The sequence below is a fragment of the Viridibacillus sp. FSL R5-0888 genome, from assembly GCF_038009105.1.
Lineage (GTDB): Bacteria > Bacillota > Bacilli > Bacillales_A > Planococcaceae > Viridibacillus > Viridibacillus arenosi.
Map to the genome: position 1 here is coordinate 1,752,208 of NZ_JBBPAU010000001.1, position 18,479 is coordinate 1,770,686.

At 33.7% G+C, this 18,479-nt stretch carries 16 protein-coding genes; 12 read left to right on the forward strand and 4 right to left on the reverse strand.

The annotated features are described in order from the left end of the window. Window positions 1–115: 115 nt before the first annotated feature. The gene (locus tag MKY02_RS08695) at window positions 116–442 is read left to right on the forward strand and encodes a YnfA family protein (protein ID WP_038182847.1); all 327 of its coding nucleotides are present in this window, start codon (window positions 116–118) and stop codon (window positions 440–442) included. A 169-nt stretch (window positions 443–611) separates the two neighbouring features. Here the strand turns inward: MKY02_RS08695 and MKY02_RS08700 are convergent, their stop codons facing one another. Beyond that, window positions 612–1,247, reverse strand: coding sequence for a DUF4352 domain-containing protein (locus MKY02_RS08700; RefSeq protein ID WP_038182844.1), 636 nt, complete (start codon window positions 1,245–1,247; stop codon window positions 612–614). 67 nt (window positions 1,248–1,314) lie between these two features. Next, entirely contained in the window at window positions 1,315–2,703 is a 1,389-nt protein-coding gene (locus tag MKY02_RS08705; RefSeq protein ID WP_038182843.1) for an alkaline phosphatase, read from the reverse strand. Window positions 2,704–3,286: 583 nt separating this feature from the next. On the opposite strand from MKY02_RS08705, the gene MKY02_RS08710 reads away from it, so the two are divergent. From MKY02_RS08710 to MKY02_RS08745, 8 genes are all read left to right on the forward strand, one after another. Continuing rightward, the gene (locus tag MKY02_RS08710; RefSeq protein ID WP_038183267.1) at window positions 3,287–3,802 is read left to right on the forward strand and encodes a GNAT family N-acetyltransferase; all 516 of its coding nucleotides are present in this window, start codon (window positions 3,287–3,289) and stop codon (window positions 3,800–3,802) included. A 66-nt stretch (window positions 3,803–3,868) separates the two neighbouring features. Next, complete coding sequence (locus MKY02_RS08715) at window positions 3,869–4,294, forward strand: HIT family protein (RefSeq protein WP_038182842.1); 426 nt, start codon at window positions 3,869–3,871, stop codon at window positions 4,292–4,294. Between the two features lie 395 nt (window positions 4,295–4,689). Further along, on the forward strand, window positions 4,690–5,076 hold the full coding sequence (locus MKY02_RS08720; RefSeq protein ID WP_038182840.1) for a hypothetical protein: 387 nt from the start codon (window positions 4,690–4,692) through the stop codon (window positions 5,074–5,076). Window positions 5,077–5,319: 243 nt separating this feature from the next. Next, complete coding sequence (locus MKY02_RS08725) at window positions 5,320–5,739, forward strand: hypothetical protein (RefSeq protein WP_038182837.1); 420 nt, start codon at window positions 5,320–5,322, stop codon at window positions 5,737–5,739. Window positions 5,740–5,951: 212 nt separating this feature from the next. Beyond that, on the forward strand, window positions 5,952–6,935 hold the full coding sequence (locus tag MKY02_RS08730; RefSeq protein WP_076035242.1) for a glycerophosphodiester phosphodiesterase family protein: 984 nt from the start codon (window positions 5,952–5,954) through the stop codon (window positions 6,933–6,935). 192 nt (window positions 6,936–7,127) lie between these two features. Next, complete coding sequence (locus tag MKY02_RS08735; RefSeq protein WP_340710986.1) at window positions 7,128–8,138, forward strand: hypothetical protein; 1,011 nt, start codon at window positions 7,128–7,130, stop codon at window positions 8,136–8,138. Between the two features lie 336 nt (window positions 8,139–8,474). Continuing rightward, the gene (locus MKY02_RS08740) at window positions 8,475–9,260 is read left to right on the forward strand and encodes a GNAT family N-acetyltransferase (protein ID WP_038182827.1); all 786 of its coding nucleotides are present in this window, start codon (window positions 8,475–8,477) and stop codon (window positions 9,258–9,260) included. Between the two features lie 442 nt (window positions 9,261–9,702). Further along, window positions 9,703–10,359 carry a uridine kinase family protein gene (locus MKY02_RS08745; RefSeq protein ID WP_038182824.1) on the forward strand — a complete coding sequence of 219 codons (657 nt, stop codon included), beginning with the start codon at window positions 9,703–9,705 and terminating at the stop codon, window positions 10,357–10,359. Window positions 10,360–10,445: 86 nt separating this feature from the next. Here MKY02_RS08745 and MKY02_RS08750 read toward each other — a convergent pair whose 3' ends face one another. Beyond that, window positions 10,446–11,921 carry a helix-turn-helix domain-containing protein gene (locus MKY02_RS08750; RefSeq protein ID WP_340710987.1) on the reverse strand — a complete coding sequence of 492 codons (1,476 nt, stop codon included), beginning with the start codon at window positions 11,919–11,921 and terminating at the stop codon, window positions 10,446–10,448. Between the two features lie 657 nt (window positions 11,922–12,578). Here MKY02_RS08750 and MKY02_RS08755 point away from each other — a divergent pair. Together MKY02_RS08755 and MKY02_RS08760 are read left to right on the forward strand one after the other, a co-directional pair. Continuing rightward, complete coding sequence (locus MKY02_RS08755) at window positions 12,579–13,787, forward strand: pyocin knob domain-containing protein (RefSeq protein WP_051448664.1); 1,209 nt, start codon at window positions 12,579–12,581, stop codon at window positions 13,785–13,787. Then, on the forward strand, window positions 13,788–14,465 hold the full coding sequence (locus MKY02_RS08760) for a hypothetical protein (protein ID WP_038182820.1): 678 nt from the start codon (window positions 13,788–13,790) through the stop codon (window positions 14,463–14,465). A gap of 254 nt (window positions 14,466–14,719) precedes the next feature. On the opposite strand, the gene MKY02_RS08765 is transcribed toward MKY02_RS08760, so the two are convergent. After that, window positions 14,720–16,408 (reverse strand): sigma-54 interaction domain-containing protein, encoded by a 1,689-nt coding sequence (locus MKY02_RS08765; protein ID WP_083669573.1) that lies wholly within the window; start codon window positions 16,406–16,408, stop codon window positions 14,720–14,722. 314 nt (window positions 16,409–16,722) lie between these two features. On the opposite strand from MKY02_RS08765, the gene MKY02_RS08770 reads away from it, so the two are divergent. After that, the gene (locus tag MKY02_RS08770; RefSeq protein WP_038182817.1) at window positions 16,723–18,444 is read left to right on the forward strand and encodes a urocanate hydratase; all 1,722 of its coding nucleotides are present in this window, start codon (window positions 16,723–16,725) and stop codon (window positions 18,442–18,444) included. Window positions 18,445–18,479 lie beyond the last annotated feature (35 nt).

Below are 18,479 nucleotides of genomic sequence, written 5' to 3' on the forward strand. Positions count from 1 at the left end.
AGATCTTTAAGCTGTTCAGACGGCCCCTTTTTTTTCTACAACAAATGGGACAGGCAATTGAATAAGTATAAGTTATAATTTGTTTTATAGAATACTTTTTTAGGAAGTGGTCTAAATTTTTTATGCAATTGTTTTGTTTATACTTGCAGGTATAGCTGAAATTGGCGGAGGATATTTGATATGGCTATGGTTAAGAGAAGGTAAACCATATTATTGGGGTATAGGTGGAGGAATAGCCTTAGCCTTATACGGTGTTATTGCTACATTTCAATCGTTTCCATCGTTCGGTAGAGTATATGCTGCATACGGAGGAGTATTTATCGTTCTTTCTGTCCTGTGGGGATGGGGGATTGATAAAAAAGCACCCGATTTGTACGATTGGGTAGGTGCAGGAATTTGCTTAGTTGGTGTAGCCGTAATGTTATTAGCACCGCGTCAATAGTAATAGTAACTGTACATGGCATATTCAAGTATTGGAGGCTTTAGTTTAATAAAAAGGAAAGGGCATTACATATTAGGTAGATATAATATGTAATGCCCTTTTATTTATCCTTTTTAAATTTAAGTCTGGATAATTTAAAGGTTTAAATTTCTTTTAAATAGCTTTTTTATCAAAAATAAATTCTAAACTTTTTAGCGTTAGCAACCTTTGCTTCATTTCCATCAAATACATCACTTGTTGTAATTTCAATCCATTCAAGGTTCGTTTTTGTATCAACGATGAATCCCAAATTGCCTTTCTTAGATGCACTACCTTCAATTTCTTCGTTTAAGTTTTCTAAGTAAATGTCTTGATCCCAAGTGATTTTCTGACCAGTATTTGTTTCAATCATAGCGATTGGTGCGAAGTTTACTTTTTGGGTGGAACTGTTTTTGATTTCCACAAAGAGTTTCACATAATCAAATTCTTCGTCATGGGTGAGGCTGTGGAAATAGTCGGTTAGACTGTAATCGGGGAACAGGTGAATTAGCTTTGTATCTTTCACTGTTAATTTAATATCCCCGACTTTAACTGTTTGTTCTTTTAAGTTTATTTTCTGTAATGTTGCTTCGCCTTTCGCATCTTTGATGGATTGTCCGACAGTGAGTAATGTGCGGTCATCAGGTACTTGTGGATTTGCTCCATACCCATCGAGGTAATTGCTTTCTATTTCTTGAGCCAAAGCAGGGGAGCTAGTACTGAAATCTTTGTCGGAGCAGCCAAATAATAAGGATGGTAAAAGTAAAAAGCCGAGTGATTTTTTCATTTATTAACCTCCATTTAATAGAATAAAGGGCTAACGGTAGGAGTGTCAGCCCTTTATTAAAATTATGTTATTTATCTTTGATGACTGTTTTGTTTTTCTTTTTATTTTGCTCTAAAATTTTGAAGATGATTTTAGCGTTGTCAGTGTTGTCAATTTGGCCAGCAAATTTGCTTGATGACGGACCGTAAGCGTATACAGGAACATCTTCTCCAGTATGACCACCTGTTGTCCAACCTGTGTTTGAACGCGTATCGAAGATTTTCTCGATTGCATTGTCGATATCAATTTCTTTTTTAGCTGTTGCATCTTTTACCGATTGAATTTCTTCAGCTGTTAAATCAAGATTAATATATTGTTTTAAAGTTTGTTCAACATCGGCACCATTCGCAATTTTGTTTGCCATGAAATCGGGTGTGCGTTTAGCAGCTTTGATTGGAGTGGCAAACCAGTTGTAATCGCCATTTGCACCAATTGTGAAACCGCCAGTAGAGTGGTCAGCTGTTGCAACGACTAATGTATGCTTGTCTTTTTTAGCAAAGTCGATGGCTGCTTTGAATGCCTTTTCGAAATCTTCCATTTCACTCATTGCTCCAACGATGTCGTTGTCATGACCTGCCCAATCGATTTGGCTACCTTCAACCATTAAGAAAAATCCGTTTTTATTTTGTTTTAAGCTAGAGATGGCAGAGTTCGTCATATCTGCTAGGGAAGGTGTCTCAGCTTTGCGGTCAATCATTTTATCCATACCACCAGTTGCGAATAAGCCAAGAACCTGTTTATTTTTATTTTTATGTAACTCTTTTTTTGTTGTCACATAGTTAAAGCCATCTTTTTTAAATTCTTTCACAAGGTCTCGGTCCTCGCGGATAAATAGTGATGAACCGCCACCAAGCAGAACATCGACTTTGTGCTTGCCGTTAATGAGTTCATCGTAATAGTCATCTGCAATGCCGTTCATGTTTTTTCGACTTGGATCGTGAGCGCCAAATGCAGCTGGCGTTGCATGTGTAATCTCAGATGTTGCTACAAGTCCTGTAGCTTTGCCCATTTCTTTTGCAGATTCTAGGACAGTCTTCACTTCTGATTCATCATTATCTACTGCTATAGCATTGTTATATGTTTTAATACCTGCTGACATTGCTGTTGCAGCAGATGCAGAGTCTGTTACGTTTTCTTTTGTGTCTTCTGGATACGTCATTTGTTGCCCAACTAGATATTTATCAAACACTGTAGGACTGACAAATTTTGAGTTAGGGCTGCTTTTTAAGTAGCGATAGGCTGAAGTGTAAGAAACACCCATGCCATCTCCAATAAGGAAGATAATATTTTTAATTTCGGGTTCTTTTGGTGCTGTTGATTTTGCTTGCGCCTCAGAAAAAGGTACTCCTAGGCTACTAATCGCCAGAGTAGATACAGCTGCAAACGCAAGTAATTTCTTCTTGAAATTCTTGTTCATCAATATAATTCCTCCTAAACTTTGGTATATCTAAAATATACAGAAACAGTTTTATGGAAGTGTTATCGCCATGTAAGAGATATGTAAATCATTGTAAAGAAAAGATTAACTATCATCGCAAAACTGTTAATTTTTTTTATAGTATGTTCAAAATCGGGTTATTTATTTTTAGAAATTCAATTGTAATATCAGTGCCACATCTATTTTTAGCGTTTTTATTTTGAGAATCAACGCATAATAAAGAAATTAAATGTTAGTTTTGTAGTTGGTGCGGCAATAGCTGGCGGATTAGCGTTATACTTTGGCTGTGAATCACAAGCTCCTCATGGTGGAATGTAGTTTCACTTCTAATTGGTTGTATTGTAACAGCGTTAATGGTTGGATTCTGGAAATAACCAATTGAAGAAAAAATGTAAAGTATTACAGGGCTGCCTTATTTTGTTGAACGGTCAATCGGTCAATTTAAAAGAATTAAACAACTGGTAATTACAAATTAGAGTTATGTTGTATAATTAAGGAAGTTAGTGTGGTCTGAAGGAAGATATTTGATGCAATTTAGAATTGGAGGATGATGACAATGGAAGTGTTGATAAATACTGAAAGACTACTAATCAGAAATTTTAAAGAAGATGATTGGTTAAATTTATATGCATATACATCTAACCCAAACGTAATGGAGTATATGCCATCAGGAGTGTTAAATGAAGATGAAGCAAAGCAGTTAGTGAATAATAATTTGCACGATAAAGCTGAGAAATTTGCAATTATACTAAAAGAAGAAAATCTCCTGATAGGTCATATTGAATTTTTTAAATACTTTGGTGAACATACTTATGAAATAGGTTGGGTGTTTAATCCGGACTATTGTAATAAGGGTTTTGCTACTGAAGCGGCCAAAGCATTTGTAGACTATGGATTTATAGATTTAAAGTTACATAGAATAATTGCCACTTGTCAGCCCGAGAATATTCCATCCTATCGAGTTATGGAGAAAATAGGTATGAGAAGAGAAGGATACTTCAAAAAATGTATACCTCATGGAGATACATGGTGGGATGAATATTACTATGCAGTGTTAAGAGAAGAATATTTAAAATGAAAAATAATAGATAATTTATATGTAAATTACTTCTCAAATTTAATGTACTAATGGAGGAAGTTTAAAATGGACTGTTTAGGATGTAGTCTAGCTAATAAAAATGATCAAGTTCATGTTGTTTTCGAGGATGATTACGTATGTTGTTTCTTGGACCATGATCCATACAACGAAGGCCACGTTTTAATATTGCCTAAAAAGCACATTTATGATGTTGAAGATCTTGATGAAAATACTGCTAATGCAATAATGAAGGCATCTATGCTTTTATCTAAAGCAATAAAAAGACTGTTTAACCCTGATGGTATTACCATTTGCCAAAACGGTGGCATTTTCAATGAATTAACTCATTATCATATGCATGTTGTACCTAGATACAAAGATCAATCATTCGCCACTTTCTATTCAGGTGAGGATAATTATATAGAAGAAGATATTAATTTAGTGGAGACAAAAAGAAAACTTATCGATGTAGTTAATGAAATAATTAACTAAATAATAGTGAATGTAAAAGGAACTTCCGGTCACGTGGAGTTCCTTTATTTTTTTAAAAAACATTTTGAAAGCTTGATTAAAAAGTAAATGACTCATTTGGCACAAAAATGCTACTCAGGCATAGACTAGTGTACGGTGTAGAAAGCGTGTATGAATTAACAATGCTACATACTAAAATTCTGATTAGCAGCATTTTTTCACAATTCTAATATCAAACAAGTATTGAATGTAATATTGGGCATTTGTGAAAGGAGTAGTTCTGCAATTGCCGTTTTTTACACTGTTATTTAAGTTAATAGAAAAAGGTAAAGTACAGTTTCAATGAAGATGATATATGCTCAATTTTTGTGAAGGCGCCGTAATATAATAATAAATTTTCTGGAAAGGATGAAAAGATGAATTTCGTAAAGCAAATTGTGAGTTCAGCGTTTATAGGATTCGTCTTATTTTATTTAGCGTATGTTATAGATATGGGCAGCTTTAAAATGGAAAGTGAATTTGTCATGGTAGCTGCTATTATAAGTATTGTATTTTTAATCTTATTTATATTAGATGGAATAGTGTTCACCGATGAGACTAGTAGAATCATTCCGTATCAAACTGTATTTGGAAGCGTTTTATTTTTCCCGATTTATATAAATATCATGGATAATTTAGCGGATTCTGAAGCAAATTATGCTGTTCGTTTTATTATCAGTATGAGTGCTGTTTTTTTCATCCTCATTGTAGCTGTCTCATGCTCAATTCGCCATCATTATAATAAGAAGAAACTTATTGGTTAGAAAAAATATAGTAGCTTTGAAAAATTATATTTCATTTAAAAGAACTACCACTTCAAATGTGAAGCAGCAGTTCTTTTTTTGTTTGCTTATTATCTATCATTAATTTTAGTAATAAAAAAGTTCATAGTTGTTGAGCTTTTCTATATCAATCAGTAATATCTACAAATCTGGTGAATATTAATGGAAAGAGGTAGTAGACAAGTTTAAGGAATTTGAAACTTAATCTAGAAGGAGATGAACAGGATGAAATATATACTAGGCTTAATTTTGATCGTTTTTCCAGGCATCTATGGATACTTAGCTCATCAATCAATGATTCCATTTTATCCTCTGATCGCGCAAATTGTTTTTTTAGTATATTGGTTATGGGTTGGTTACATAATCGGGCGATTTAGTAAGAGCTCTATGAAAGGATTGATTTTAGGGAATAGTGTATGGCTGATTTCGTTGGTATTATTCATCTGGCAATTTGTCCTAACAGATGAAGTGGGGAGATTTGGAAACGTCGCTGCCATCCCACAGTACTATATTCTTCCGTTTGTATGGTTAGCGAGTAAATTAGCAGGACTATTAACTATGATTGATGGTTCAACAATTATCATTCTTACTTTTATTTGTATGTTAGTTGTATTTGTTTCCGGATTTAGACTAGGGAAAAAGTGATGTACGGTTTTCTTAGATATTATATACAATATATAGCCATTTGCTAATTGGATTTGCCACATCTACCATTCTCCTGAAAATTTACTTTATTATTAGAGTATTAAATATGATCCATTGAATATGTATTACTTTTTTCGGATAATAATAAATATTGTATCTTCCGTTTATAAGTATTAAACAACTTCCAAATGGATCATCAGAAGGAGAGACAAATGAAAAAAATTAAGAGGCTATTTAAACGTAAATCAATTTGGTTCCTTCTTGTCCTTTTTGTATTTATATATGTAAACAATAGTTCTTTGTTTGCAAAACGGGGAGAGGGAGCTCCACTACTTCTCGCGCATAGAGGACTTGCCCAAACGTTTTCGATGGAAGGTATAGAAAACGATACTTGTACAGCAGAGCGTATTAACCAACCAGAATATCCTTATTTGGAAAATACGATTCCTTCTATGGAAGCGGCAATTAAAGCTGGAGCAGATTTGGTGGAGATTGATGTGCAACCTACGAAAGATCATAATTTTGTGATTTTCCATGATTGGACACTAGATTGTCGGACAAATGGACAAGGTGTGACAAGAGATTATACAACTAGTGAATTACAGGCATTAGACATCGGATACGGTTATACGGCAGATGAAGGAAAAACATTTCCTTTCCGAGGTAAAGGAATAGATCTAATGCCAACACTTGATGAAGTATTGAATTACTTTCCAAAGACTTCTTTCCTGATTCACATCAAAAGTGATGATGAAAATGAAGGAATACAAATGGCGAATTATCTAGAAAAGCTGCCAGCGAATCGCCTCGAACAATTAACTGTGTATGGCGGCGATCAACCAATAGCTACACTAAGAGAGCGTTTACCAAGTTTACGTACAATGTCAAAAGCTACATTAAAAAAAGACCTTATAATATATATGGCTATAGGGTGGACAGGTTATTTGCCTACAAATCTTAAGCACGGTCAATTACATATTCCAGAAAAAGTAACACCGTGGCTTTGGGGATGGCCAAACCGTTTTCTAAAACGAATGGATAATGCAGATACGAGGGTTATTGTTGTTGGAGGCAATGGGTCCGGCTTTTCAAGTGGTTTTGATACGCCAGCAGATATCAAACGTCTTCCTGAAGATTATTCAGGGGGTATTTGGACGAATCGTATTGATAAAATTGCACCTTTATATAACAAGTAAAGCTTAGTAAGCAAAAAGACAAACCTGGTTCCATAGAAAAATAGGACACAGGGTTGTTTTTTAGTTAGTTTAGAATTACTATTTTTGAACACCATTTCATTAGCGAATGGTGTTTTTTGTCAGTGAATTTTTAAATTTAGAAGGAAAAGAATAGAAATTAATAGAATAGAGTTAGAGAGTGGAGAAAATGTGATGAAAAAGCATAGTTTTTTCTTAATTATAGAAGATAAATATCAATTTGGACTGTATAGGACAGAGGTGAGCGAATTGAAAGTAACGGAAGAAATGAAGAAAAGAATACAAGAAGTATTAATTCATGATCCATTATTTACGGTCGTACGTGATACACCTATGGAAGAGATATTATACAGCGATTCTTATTTAGCAGAAATAATTGAAAAGAAGTTCTATTCAATTACGGAAGTCGCTGTGTGGTTTGGCATATCGGATGCGAAGCTAAGATACTATATCAAACCATTTAAGGAATATATTTTTCTCGACCAAGAATTGACCCCCTCCACGTCAACGGTAATACGTTTATCATTCTTAGCCATATTAAAGCTGAGAATGATTATGTTGTTAAAAGATGAGTATCGAGTGAAAGGTTTAAAAGAACTTTTAGGCATAGATGATGTAGGCCGTGTAAATCCACGACCACATTTTTCTGAAGAAACAGCAGTCACAGTTCCAGACCATTTAGGTGAGAAAGTAGATATTCTTAGTAATGTACTAAATCAAATGCTTCAAACAGGCTTATTTGAATTTAAAAAGAAGGATGAATCAGAAACTCAAATAGTAGTGAATGAAGATTTCTTCAAGCAAAGATTGGTTGCTTTTCCTAATGATTCGAATGAACAGATGGAAGAGATAAAAGCACAAACAGAGAAGTTGATAAAGGACAATGAGATATTAAAAGATCAAATTCAAGACATTACGGCTCATAAAGTGAAGGATATTGCTGTGAAGTTGAGAGAACGCCACATTGAGAATGGGGTTGTTTCTGAGTTACGAGCTGAAGCATTAAGTCAGTTTGAAAGTCAAAATAAAATTGGGCTTTTCAAAAAACTCTTTTATTCATCAACAATTGAAAAAGAGAAAGAACAATTTGTATCTAATTATCTGAAAGTACATTTGTATGACAGATTAGAATTGGAGCTAGCCGATTATTATCAGGCCAATCAGCTGCAAAAAATGCAAAAATAACATCTTGAACTTTTTAAAAGTTATCTATTTTAGAATTGATTATACTAAAGAAAACCAAAACATAAGAGAAGTAATTAATGAATCTATAAGAAATTGGCACATTGATATGTATCAAACTTCATAGCCGACACTTTAGGTTTGGACTCTGTATTGCACAGGATTCAATCCTTTTGTTTGTGACTGAATGTTTTCAATGGAGGGGGAGTTTGAGAACAGATATTGATAATTGGATACTAATAATTGTTTCGTAAATATGCGAAGTGTTTTCTAGAATGCCAATAAAGTGATATAGCTGGTAGTCTATTCATTAAGTACCAAGGGGAAGGTTTAAATAGGATGATAACACTAAGTGTTAAAGATTTTGATAAAGCGATAAAAGTAATAGAAAGTAATTTGAAAACTGTACCAACTTTTGTCTATTCAATATTAAATAATTATATTAATGGAATTGTTTATGTAGACTCAAAAAATGTTGAGACATTGCTCATTGGAACAGAATCCGGTATTTATTTCATTGCTGGGGAAGAAGATAATCATCAGTTTAATGATTTTCTTTTTGAATTGTATTGTAATAGAAAAAGTGAGGGACTACGATTTACTTTATTTTCTGCATCTGAAAACTGGGATTGTGTAATTAACGTACTTTTTAAAGACAAATTAAAGCAGAGAGGCTGGTATACTTTTACGTATGACCATAAGAAACAGTTTCAAGATGAAAGTCCTCTTGCCAGTGAATATTCTATAAAAAGAATAGATGAAGAGTTAATTAATAGTAGCTCTGAATATAATGGAAATTACTATAAAGAATATTGGGGTTCTGTGTCAAACTTTATTGAAAAGGGTTTCGGTTATTGTATTCTACATAAAGGGAGAGTGGTTAGTGAATGTACTTCGATTTTTTCCTCACTTCAATTCTCAGAAATGGATATTGAAACACACGAAGATTATAGGGGACAAGGATTAGCCGCTATTAATGCAAAAGCATTTATAAATCACTGTTTAGAAAATAATATAATGCCTCGCTGGGATTGTGACATATTAAATAATGCATCTATTAAATTAGCTGGAAAATTAGGATTTAGACAACCTAATAAATATTCAATATTTATAAAAAATAGCTAAATGTTTATCAGAAAACACTAATTAAAGAGAAAAAATAAATGAAACTATAAAAAATTGGCACAAATTATTATACCTAACCAACTATCTCTTGGAGAACCACCTCTATTAGGCTTTGATTTACAGTCCTAACAGTGAAGTTATTGAATTTATAGAAGATGTTAATTTTGATTTAACTACTAAATCAGCAACTTAAGCAATAGGGGAGGATACTAAGTAAAAGAAGGAGCTGTGATTAGCTTCTTTTTTTATGCAATAAAAGTGACAGTACTCATCATACCTTCAAAAAAGGGCACGATTGTAGACTAAAATAGATAGAGAATAATGTTAATAAATATCAAAGCATTATAAAAATAGTGATATGATGGGGGTTTATACCATCTTTTTGAATTTCAAGTATAATGCAAAGAAGGAGCATTATTTCATTAGTAATAGGGGGAGAATAATGGATAAGATTTTACAAGAAATCATAAATTGGGCCAAAATGAGCGATAAACAAATTGTTATTGGTATTTCAGGACATGGTGCTGCTGGAAAAACAACATTTGCCAATAGATTTTTAAAGCTACTAGATTCAGACGAAGTGAATTATATTAATACTGATCCATATATTGTTAGTTCGAACATACGGAAGCATGCAATTATCGATTATACATATCAAAATGAAAATCATCGTTATAAAATGACTGCTTGCCATCCATCCGCGCATCATTTGTCTTCCTTAGAACGAGATGTTCAGATGGTTAGAAATGGTTTAGATTTGTATACGATAGATTCACACTATATGAAAAGTGAGTTAATTTCTTCGAAAAACAAAGTAACGATTGTAGAAGGAATGAGTGTCGCATTTATTAATGCAGATTTATTTGATTTAAAAATTTTCTTTTATACAGATAGTGAAACAGAATTAATGAGAAGATCAAGCCGTGATATTGTTGAAAGGGGAACAGATATCAATTATTTAAGGCAGTCTCATGATGAACGTCGGATTCAGTACGAAGTGTTTATGCATCCGTACAGTCAGCATTTTGATATTATTATCAAAACTTCTGATGAAACAATATGTCTAGAAAAAAATACATTTGAATTTAAAGTGAAATGAAGGGAATCCATTTTGAATAGGTATTTTTCAAAATGGATTCTTTTTTGTGTACAACCATATTCAAATAAGGTATTAAAAACTAGCACTCAATCAACTACAGATTTCATTTGCTGGCGATATGATATAGGGCTAGTCGTAAATTTCGATTTAAATACTTTTGAAAAATAATTTGCATCATTAAAGCCAGTAGTTGTGGCGATCTCACTAATTGGCAAGTTTGTTTCTCTAAGCAGTTGAATAGCATGGGTAAGACGTTTTTCATTTAAGTATTGTTTAAAAGTAACTCCTTTAGTTGTTGAAAATAACATGCTTAAGTAACTTGTGCTAATGCCTAAGAAGTCGGCGAGTATTTTAAGGTTCAACGTGTTATCGGAGTAATAAAGGTCAATGTAATCTAGTGCTCCATTTACATAATCAAACTGGCCGTGTTCTTTTTGGTGTACTGCCTGATTCATTACATCTTGGCAAAAAAGGACGAATTCTTGGATGATGGTGTAGAGTACTGGATGATTCAAAATCATATCAAACAATAAGTCGTATTTTTTTTCCACTTCAATCATTTTATCCATTTGGTATTTCAGCATAAATCGTCTTACTTGAGCTAATATGCTTGTAAGATGAATGCGGATGGCATCTGGTTGATAGTAAATCTCCAAATTAGAAATGTTATACAAAAATATCTTAATAGTTTGGACATCATTTTGCTCTAAGCTTTTAATCCAAAGGCGCTGTTGTTCAATTGTTAAAAAGTGATCGAATTTTTTGTAGACAGGCATTTGACTAACATGAAAAATTTGAGAAAACCCATTTTGAAAACGTAAACTCAATGCTTGTTTTAATGCATTATACATCGTTTTTATGGATTTATTAGGCAAATCATAAATAGCCATATTTAAATAAGCATTATTGGATTTAGTCCACTCTCGCATAATTGATTTTCCCTTTTTAATTAACTCTTCTAGATTTTTATCATTTGAAAAGCAGATAATTCTTTTGGATAATGGATAAAAGGTAAAGTGCTGTGAAAATGGTAGGGATTGTAGCCAATGAAAGAGTAACTCATTTTGCTCTGAAAACTCAGTTTCTATCATAAAGCAAAAAACATTGTCTTCTATTGGAGTAGGAGAATCATCTATAAAGAACGCTGGATACATTGATTTCTCTTGTACATAGGAAAGCGTATCGTTAAAAGTATTCAATACTTGCCTCGATGCAAGTGTTAAATACTGTTTTAACAAATTCAAATCGATTGGTTTTACTAGCAAAGTTAAAGCGCGTAAAGAAAGAGCTTCTTGTGCATTCTTAAATAAGGGTTCAGCAGTTATTGTGATTAAATGATGAGGTTGAATCGATAAAGCCCTCTTTAATCCATTTTTTTTATCTTGCATTAATATTTCAAGTTCTAGCAAAATAATTTCGGGATTCTCCATTTCAAGATAATTTATAGCATCTTCAGCAGTTCCTGCTTCGTAAACAGTTGTAATATCCAACTGATAGTGTTTTATAAACCATTGAATGCCCGTTCTTTCGGTCTGATCTCTATCGATGATTAATAGTTTCATCCTGCTCACCACCACGCCATTATTTATGATTAATACGTTATTGATATAAAATCTAATAAAAGTCCCTGTTTAATCTAATATAATTCTATACAATCTAAAATAATTCCTCTTTTTGTTATATTACCTATTCAAAGCTATTGTCTAAATGATACCTAGATTGCCAACAGTTTATTGAAATGTTTTATATGATTTAAAGACAATTATTTAAACAACTGCAAATGAATTCGTGGGATAAACTGTATTAGCATATGATGTTTTGAAACAATGATTTCTGGAAACGGCTATATGGAAATTAGTGAGATTGAAAAGACTTTAAAATTTCCATAGACCTAAGCCACCATATGGCTGAACGTTTAGAAGAAGTCATTGAACGAATCTGAGGATATTATGAGGTGATAATTGGAATTTCATAAAACATTGTCGATAAGTTTTAGAAATACAGATCACACAATAAGTGTTGAAGTAAACCATCCACTAAAAAATCAATCTAAAAGTAGGAAACCTAAATAAATGAACTAATTACTAAGATTCGTTTATTTGATGTGGGACATTTTACCACTTGATTTTGATATAGGTAAAGAGAATTAAGACCGAGAGTCTGATTATGAGGTGAAGTTCCGTTAAGGGGTTTAAAATTTAAATTAGTGGAGGTTCCGAATGAGTGAATCCAAAACACAGGTGTTTGTCAGTGACTTTACAGGGGCGACGGATGCCATCAAAATTCAAGCGGCGTTAGATTTTGCGTTTGCTAATAAGCAAAAAGTCGTCATTGCAGAAGAACGTAAATACCAACTAAACGCAACAATTAAAATCCGTGAAGGTGTAGAGTTACGAGGAGAACGTGCAACTCATTACTCATTAGATGCAAATTTGAGAGGTTTTGAGTTGGAACAAGGAGCTTCTTTTTGTGGTGGTACGATTAGTATAGGAATTAATAATTACGCGAAGGAAGTTGTCTATTTAGACGGAAAATATAGGTATGATAGTACTAGTGTCAAAACAGTTATACGTGATTTAGTCATGTGGAACTGGACGTCAACGACTAGCGGGATAGGTTTATCTTTATTCTCGGGTGGAGACACACATCAAATTCAATTTCTAAATATTGAACGACTGGTGATATGGAATTTTGACATAGGAATTCGATTAAACGCAACGGAACCAACTAAGGGCCAAACGTGGATCAATGCAAACCGATTCGATAAGATCACATTGTCAGAGTGTAATCAAATGATCGTGATTGAATCAAATATTAGTGTTCCATTTGAATGTTCAGGTAACATCTTTACTAATCTGCAGATTCAACCAAGCACAACTACGAAGCAAATTCTGAAAATTTCGGGTATGGGAAATACATTCACGGGCGTTCTATGGGATACACATATGATTCAACATCAAGGACCTATTGCGGAATTTACCTCTACCAGCTCTATGAACAATATAAATATGATGTTCTTTCCTGAGGAACGTTATGTCAACAATGGTGAGCACACTAACAGAATCGGTGTAGGTGGATTGTCCTCAGAAGGTGAATTAGTGGGGCGTGACTGGAATACGGTTCAAAAAATGGGAACGTATCGTATCATTGAGCCATCTGGATTAACAGCAGCTCTTCATCAGCCAGTAGGTGCCTATGAATATGGAATTATGACCGTTTTCACAACGGGCGACAACGTAGCGCAATTTTATGTTCCACATCAAGGAACTGAGAATTTCTATATTAGATCAAAGTTCGGTTTAACCGACTGGACACCATGGAAATTGAGTGGAAAAGGTAGTGTTAATGGTCCTGCAATCATCGAAGTATTATCAGCAGACCCAGTGAATCCTGCGATTGGTAAGGTATGGATTAGGAGTGATCTATAGATGGGTACGCCTATTGCCTATCAACGCATCCAAACAGCAAAAGGGACATTTGAAATTCCATTGTACTCAATGAAAGATGCGACTATCCTGGATAAATCTCTAAAGATGATGACGCATAAAGGTCTAGCTTGCTATGAACTAGTCGATGCGAAGGTGGGTGGGGTTGAAAATTCTTCCTTCCTTAGAATTCAAACCCACAAGGGACTGAAAGCCATTAAGGGTGTTGTGAACATCATCAAGCCGATTAACACGGCAAAAGCAAGGGCAAATGACAAGGCATCAATTATTATAGAAAATACACCAGATTATTTCCATGTTTCAACTCCTTGGGCGGGGACGGGGCTTGTTATACCGATTGGACTATTAGTTCCAAATCATTATTATGATTTTACAATGTCTATAGAAATTTCATATTCCTTAACCAAAGCAGACTTTGTACTAGTGAATGTATGGAACGCTACTCAAAAAAAGTATTTAGTTAATGGAATGGCTATTATGTTTAGCACTCCAAGCGTTGGAGTTAAACAGGATTTGAAAAGTATTCGGTTAAACACGGATTCAATCTTGGCGACAGATCAGATTGAGTTAAAAATATTTGCTGCAAATGGTGACAAAAGCACGGATGATTCGTTAAACTTTAAAGTCTATAAAGCAGGTATGACGATTAAATTAGTGTAAAAACACAAGGGGGACATACAGTGCCCCTTTTTGTTCGTTTTGTTGATAAACGTGAAGTTATGTCCCTTATCCATAACAGATAGGAAAATATGTAGTGTAGGTGTAAAGTATCTTAGTACATAGTTGAAAAATATATAATAAAAAACAAACCTAATCACCAATATAAGTTGGTAGATAGGTTTGTTTTTTTAGTTACTATAACTAATTTTTTGATCTATATATCAATCGAGTATCTATATTTCTCACATCATACTCTAAAATACTTCTTCAGATTTAACCAGACCTAATTTTTTTATGTGGTATTGTAACGATTGTCTTGAAATATTTAATTGTTTTGCTGCAACTGTTATATTCCATTTATTGCGTACAAGTATGTTTTCTATATAATTAGCTTGATTAGATTCTAGGATGGACTTAAGTGGCCTTGCTATTTCTTCGACACGATCTGTAATTGAGAGTTTTTTTCTTAGATAATGAGGTAAAAAGGATTCGATAACAGTTTCATTAGACTTAGCTTGAATTACTAAATTCTCAATTAAGTGCTGTAACTCTCTTGTATTTCCTGGCCAGTCATACGAGAGTAAAGTTTTAAAAAGTGTAGGTGAGAGTACAATGTTTTGTTTTAAATACTTTTTTTGATAAGTTGATAGGAAGTGATTGATGAAAAATAATATATCTTCAGCTCTTTCTCTTAATGGGGGAATATAAATACTTGAATGTGCGATTCGATAGAACAAATCCAATCGCATTCTACCTTCAGAAGCAAGCAGTTCTGGATCCTCATTAGATGCACTAATAACACTACAAGTAATAGGAATTAATTTATTACTACCTACTCTTCTTACTGCCCTTTCTTGTAAAATGCGCATAAGTTTAGGTTGAAGAGTTATCGGCAATGAATTTATTTCATCTAAAAACAAAGTTCCATTCTTTGCATATTCAAATAATCCTTCTTGTTCAACCGCACCAGTAAAGGCTCCCTTAACTGAACCAAATAGAGTACTCTCTAGCAAATTTTCAGGAATTGCCGCACAGTTTACAGCTACAAATGGATTGTTCGCACGTGGACTGAAATTGTGCATACTTTGAGCAAATAACTCTTTTCCTGTTCCAGTTTCACCGACAATTAGAGCATCAGTATTGTAAAGTGAAATGTTTTGTGCCTCTTCAATTGCCTTCTTTAAAACATGACTCTCGCCCTTAATATTTTCAAATGTATATAGAGTTCCATTTGTATTTCCTATCACCTGAAAATCCTTTGAAACGAGACTACGTTTTAATTCAATTGTTTCTAGAAGTTTGTTTTTTAAACTGGTTTCAGTATGGCTTATCGAAAATACTGCAATTGTTTGTCCGTCTTTTTGTATGGGAAAAGAACTATAGCCCACGTATTGTGGTCCATTATTTGTTTTAGAATGAGCTTTGTATTTTGCGTAAATGGGCTTACCCGTTTTGAAGATATGCGCATGTTCAGATTGTCTTCTATTGTACTTATAAACATCCCAAAGTTTGTTGTTTAAAACTACATTTTTTTTCATTTGTTCCATTTGTTCCTGAGCTTTATTGTAGTAGATGATACACCCATCACGATCACTAATTATTACTCCTTCATTAAGGTTTTCTAAGACTTCTTCTAAACAAAAAAGGCGATTAGTTTGATTATTTGAAAGGTCACCAATATCTTCGAATGTTAGAAATATAAAATTATACTCAAATGAGTAAGAGTCTAACTTTATTTTATAATGACGTCCATCAATTGAAATGATTGTATTATTCTCCAACTCGTTTTTATCTATCTGAAATACTTCACAAATAGAAATATTTTTTCGCAAATGTAATGAAATATTCGGATGGGTTTTCCACCATAGAATTTCAAACTGTTCGTTCATCACAATGACATTCGTACAAAGGTTATCCACTAGTCTTTTTAATTCTTCGATCAATGAAAAAGTCCCCCTTTGAAACTATTATGCTCATATATGCAAAATTTATCTGCTACATAGAATTGTAACATAAAACATTGATATTTCAGAAAAATAAGAATTTTATAGATTTATAGTTTTTTTGTGCAAAATTTATCTGCAGTTTTTAAAGAGAAATGTAATGAAAAAATTTAATTTAACTCTTATGAAAATAATTAAATTCGTTGAAAGTCCCATATCTTATTATTTAACCATTAGTGATTTGGTTTTATAAAAAAGAGTTGGCACACCTTTTGCTTATATTATTTGTATAACCTAAAAGGGGGCATTTATTTATGAAAACACCAGAAATTTTATACTCAGTAAAAGCACAAAGAGGAAATGTACTTCGTTGTAAAGGGTGGAGACAAGAAGTAATTTTAAGAATGCTTGAAAACAATATGGAAAATGCAGAAAAACCTGAGGAGTTAGTAATCTATGGAGGGATTGGGAAAGCAGCTCGAAATTGGGAATCGTACCATGCGATTGTTGATTCTCTTAAAAACTTGGAAGATGATGAAACTTTAGTCGTTCAATCAGGTATGCCGGTTGCTATTTTCAAAACACACAAATATGCTCCAACTGTTGTTATGGCAACTACAAATATCATGAAAGCTGATTGGCCAACGTTTTATGATTTACAAGATAAAAACCTGACGATGTATGCTAATTACACTGCAGCACCTTGGGAATATATCGGAACACAAGGTGTAATTCAAGGCACATTTGAAACACTTTCTGCAATTGCTCGTTTACACTACAACGATTCATTAGTAGGGAAAATTTTACTGACTGCAGGTGCAGGGGGCATGGGCGGAAATCAAACACGTGCTATGACGATGCACGGGGGTGTCGCGATTTTATGCGATTCAAATATTGAAATTATTAATCGCCGTATTGAAAAAGGATTTATAGATGTAGTTGTTGAATCGTTCGATAAAGCCGTCTCACTAGCAAAGGAGAAAGCAGAAAAGGGAGAAGCAATAGGTATTGCAGTAGTTGGAAACGCTGCAGATATTTTTGAAGAAGCTTTAGAGAAGAATTTCTTGCCAGACATTACTACTTCTATGACTCCTGCGCATGATCCATTTGCATATTTACCTGCGAATTATACAGTAGAAGAGGCTGAGGCATTACGTAAATCAGATCGCGATAAATACCTAGTAGAAGCTCGTAAAACTATGGTTCGTGAACTTAATGCACTTATAAAGTTCTTAGATTTGGGCGTAAATTCATTTGAATATGGCACGAGCATTCGTAAAGAATGTATTGATGCGGGAATGGATGCAAAAGAAGCAAAACGTTTACCTGGATTTGTTGCAGAATACATCCGTCCATTATTCTGTGAAGGACGTGGGCCATTCCGATGGATTTGTATGTCAGGTGAAGCTGAAGATTTACGTAAAATTGATGATATGATTTTAGAAAAATTTAGTGATGATTTATTAGTCACACGTTGGATTAAGTTAGCAAAAGAACATATTCCAATTGAAGCATTACCAGCTCGTATTTGTTATATGGGATTTGGCCAACGCAAAAAATTTGCACTAGAAGTAAATGACATGATCCGTAAAGGAGAATTGAGCGGACCAGTTGCATTTTCTCGCGACAATTTAGACTCTGGATCAATTGTAAATCCAACATTTGAGTCTGAAAATATGAAAGATGGTGGAGATTTAATTTCGGACTGGCCAGTATTAAATGGCTTATTGAATGCAGTTGGAATGTGTGACTTAATCGCCCTACAGGCTAATTATTCTATGGGTGAAGCTGTTCATACTGGAGTAACAATGATTGCTGATGGTACTGAAGAAGCGGATATGCGCCTTGAAGTTGCTATGACAGTCGATTCGGGTATTGGAGTAATACGCCATGCACAAGCAGGTTATGAAACTGCTAAAGAAGTAGCAAATGGGAAAGGTAAATTAACAAATGAAAGTATTCAAGTTCCATTATGGTGGGAGCCAACAGCTACATTTGGACCAAAAGATGTAAAAAAAACTAGTGTGCTGAAGTAATAAATTTTTGTGGGTCTAATCAAAAATGTTAGGCC

Bases quoted from the DNA above. Each gene is read 5' to 3' on its own strand.
- MKY02_RS08735 (WP_340710986.1), top strand. From the start codon at position 7,128: ATGAAAAAGCATAGTTTTTTCTTAATTATAGAAGATAAATATCAATTT.
- MKY02_RS08745 (WP_038182824.1), top strand. From the start codon at position 9,703: ATGGATAAGATTTTACAAGAAATCATAAATTGGGCCAAAATGAGCGAT.
- MKY02_RS08700 (WP_038182844.1), bottom strand. From the start codon at position 1,247: ATGAAAAAATCACTCGGCTTTTTACTTTTACCATCCTTATTATTTGGC.
- MKY02_RS08740 (WP_038182827.1), top strand. From the start codon at position 8,475: ATGATAACACTAAGTGTTAAAGATTTTGATAAAGCGATAAAAGTAATA.
- MKY02_RS08725 (WP_038182837.1), top strand. From the start codon at position 5,320: ATGAAATATATACTAGGCTTAATTTTGATCGTTTTTCCAGGCATCTAT.
- MKY02_RS08760 (WP_038182820.1), top strand. From the start codon at position 13,788: ATGGGTACGCCTATTGCCTATCAACGCATCCAAACAGCAAAAGGGACA.
- MKY02_RS08720 (WP_038182840.1), top strand. From the start codon at position 4,690: ATGAATTTCGTAAAGCAAATTGTGAGTTCAGCGTTTATAGGATTCGTC.
- MKY02_RS08715 (WP_038182842.1), top strand. From the start codon at position 3,869: ATGGACTGTTTAGGATGTAGTCTAGCTAATAAAAATGATCAAGTTCAT.
- MKY02_RS08750 (WP_340710987.1), bottom strand. From the start codon at position 11,921: ATGAAACTATTAATCATCGATAGAGATCAGACCGAAAGAACGGGCATT.
- MKY02_RS08730 (WP_076035242.1), top strand. From the start codon at position 5,952: ATGAAAAAAATTAAGAGGCTATTTAAACGTAAATCAATTTGGTTCCTT.
- MKY02_RS08755 (WP_051448664.1), top strand. From the start codon at position 12,579: ATGAGTGAATCCAAAACACAGGTGTTTGTCAGTGACTTTACAGGGGCG.
- MKY02_RS08770 (WP_038182817.1), top strand. From the start codon at position 16,723: ATGAAAACACCAGAAATTTTATACTCAGTAAAAGCACAAAGAGGAAAT.
- MKY02_RS08705 (WP_038182843.1), bottom strand. From the start codon at position 2,703: ATGAACAAGAATTTCAAGAAGAAATTACTTGCGTTTGCAGCTGTATCT.